This is a genomic window from Bacteroidales bacterium (assembly GCA_031276035.1).
In the GTDB taxonomy this organism is placed as follows: domain Bacteria; phylum Bacteroidota; class Bacteroidia; order Bacteroidales; family BM520; genus RGIG7150.
The window spans coordinates 1-2,718 of record JAISNV010000032.1 but is presented as its reverse complement, the minus strand read 5'-3'; the positions used below and the strand labels follow the sequence as shown (position 1 = coordinate 2,718).

Annotated in this window: 3 protein-coding genes; all 3 read right to left on the bottom strand. The window is 30.6% G+C overall.

Translation table 11 applies throughout. The features are described from left to right. Positions 1 to 117 precede the first annotated feature (117 nt). The 3 genes from LBP67_08120 to LBP67_08110 all read right to left on the bottom strand — a co-directional run bounded on the left by LBP67_08120 (position 118) and on the right by LBP67_08110 (position 2,604). On the bottom strand, positions 118 to 570 hold the full coding sequence (locus tag LBP67_08120) for a JAB domain-containing protein (GenBank protein MDR2084944.1): 453 nt from the start codon (positions 568 to 570) through the stop codon (positions 118 to 120). 253 nt (positions 571 to 823) lie between these two features. Next, the gene (locus LBP67_08115; protein MDR2084943.1) at positions 824 to 1,360 is read right to left on the bottom strand and encodes an ORF6N domain-containing protein; all 537 of its coding nucleotides are present in this window, start codon (positions 1,358 to 1,360) and stop codon (positions 824 to 826) included. Between the two features lie 11 nt (positions 1,361 to 1,371). Continuing rightward, positions 1,372 to 2,604, bottom strand: a complete 1,233-nt coding sequence (locus LBP67_08110; GenBank protein ID MDR2084942.1) for a site-specific integrase — start codon at positions 2,602 to 2,604, stop codon at positions 1,372 to 1,374. Between the last annotated feature and the right edge of the window lie 114 nt (positions 2,605 to 2,718).

Genomic DNA, 2,718 nt, shown 5'->3' with positions numbered 1-2,718 from the left:
GTTTGATTATCAATGTACAAAGATAATCAAATCAAATGATATAAACAAGTATAATATGTTAAAAATCAAATAATTAAACAAAAATTGGTCGAAAGAAAAATCTTCCGACCAAGCATGCTATAAAAGCCCTTCATTAACAAAACTATAGTAGCCTTCCTCAGTCATAATAATATGGTCAAAAAAAGAAATATCCAGGACTTTACACGCTTCCTTTATCTTTTTAGTTAATAAAATATCTTGCCGACTCGGTTTTAAATATGATGAAGGATGATTATGCGAGAAAATCATAGCGGAAGCATGTACTTTCAATGCTGTCTGCATTAAAATTTTAATATCAACGAGTGTACTGGAAACACCACTTTTAGAAATATTAAATAATCCCAATACTCTATTAGAATGATTTAGGAATATGGCATAAGCTTCTTCATGGTGCTGCATACATTCTTTAAAAACAACTTTAAAGATTTTAACAACATCATCAGAACATGTAATTTGCAGGCGTTCAGATGCCCTTACAGTATCTTTATAAGATATTGTAATTTCAGGAATTTTAAAATAATCTATTTTCATATCAAGCAAAAGTTAATTGTAAAACATTAATTTTTTGCTTTTGCATTCACAGGAAATATAGGCACTTCATGTAAGGTTTTTGATAAAAATACTACCCGAATGGCGTGGAGATTATTATCAGAAACACGGAGTGCTCGACCTTGCTATTTGTGATTGATTTCCTGTTTTTTGCTAAAATATTAATGGAGAAACGGCAATAAAAAATGACGGATAAATTTATCCGTCATTTCAGATTATCACAAATTGTAATAAGTTAATCTTTAGGTTTCTTTTTTACAGTGTGCTTTACCTTTAATACAGAAAGATTAAACTCTATTGTCGTTTCTGTTCCAATTGTTTGAAAATCATCATTCAATATATCTGAGATTAGCTCTCCACTTTTCTGCATCATGGATTTCTGCTGTTTTTCGTCTATTTGATTAGATAATACAGCTATGTTTCGTGATAATTCTCTTACTTTGGCAAAAGTTTCAATAATAGCGATTGTGGTTTCCGTTGCAACAGGACTTTTAAGTATTGTAGCAATCATATATAATCCCTTTTCACTGAAAGCATTGGGAACTTTACGGATACCACCCCAACTTGAAGTCGAAATTTTCGACTTCAAGTTTTCCCATTCTCTCTCATCTAAAGAAAAGATATACCCTTCGGGAAACTTTTCAGGATTATTTTTTACCGCTTCATTAATACGTTTCGTTTCTACGCCATAAAGTTCAGCGACATCACTGTCCAAAATTACATGTTGGCCATGTATAATAATTATTTTTTCTTCTATTGATCGTATATTCATAATATAAAAATTTATTGATTAATAATAGTTAACTTAGATTTTTTCCCTTTCAATTTATTAGCCAAAGCAGCCATATCATGACTGATTTTATTATCAGTAATCCTTGCATAAATCTGTGTAGTTTTAATATTGGTATGTCCTAGCATCTTTGAAACAGTTTCAATAGGCACACCTTCTGCTAGTGTTACAGTTGTGGCAAAGGTATGGCGAGCGAGGTGGAATGTCAAATTTTTATTAATTCCGCAAATGTCAGCTATTTCCTTCAAATATGCATTCATTTTTTGATTACTTGATATAGGTAATACCATTTCATTAGGAAGTGTTCCCTTATATTTTTCTAATATTTGTTTAGGAATATCCAATAATGGAATATTGGAACTTACACTCGTTTTTTGTCGTTTGGTCATAATCCATAAATTACTGTCAAAAGATGTGCGAATATGTTTCTCACGTAGATTCTTTACATCAATATAAGCCAATCCGGTAAAACAGCTAAAAATGAATATATCTCGCACTTGTTCAAGTCGTTTGGATGAAAATTGTTTGTTTATTATTGATTCAATTTCTTCCTGGGTAAGATAGCCTCTATCAACCTTTTCCAATCTTATTTTATAATTTGCAAAAGGATCATTTTGGATTAAACCGTTATTACGAGCAATAATAATAATTCGTTTAAAAAACTGAATAAATTTTGCCGTTGTATTATGACCACAACCACCAATGGTTAATAGGTATGTTTCAAAATCATTGATGAACATATTGTTTATTGACATTAAGGCAATATCGTTCATGTTATATTTTGATTTTATAAAGTTGGTAAGATGTTTCCTTGTTACCTCGTATTTTTGATATGTCGCATTAGACTTAGATATGCCAACAAGTGATTTAACATCATCATTATGTTTTTGAAAAAGATTAAGTATTGTTTCATGTTTTTCTGAGTGTCCCAAAAACTCGGATTTCAATTTCTCAGCAGTTACCTGTTCTTGTCTTTGCATATTATGATAAATATGATGAAGGCCGGCTCTAATTTCATCTAATACGAAATTAATTTTTGTTATATCTACAGAACGTCCAAATGCACGTCCAGTTTTTCCATCCCAATTTTCAGGGCAGATTTCAACTTTTGTGTTAAATCTGGCTTGTTTACCGTCAATAGTAATTCTACACATAATAGGATAATTACCATTTGCTTTTTGCTTGTCTTTTTTTACGTAAAAAAGAATTCTAAATGTACTTTTCATTACTTACTTTTTAAATTACAAAATTATTTTAATTATCTAAAAGTAAGTTCTATATGAGGCAGTCAAATTGCGACTGCAACCTGCCAATTTCGGTCATCTGTACCCCTTAATACA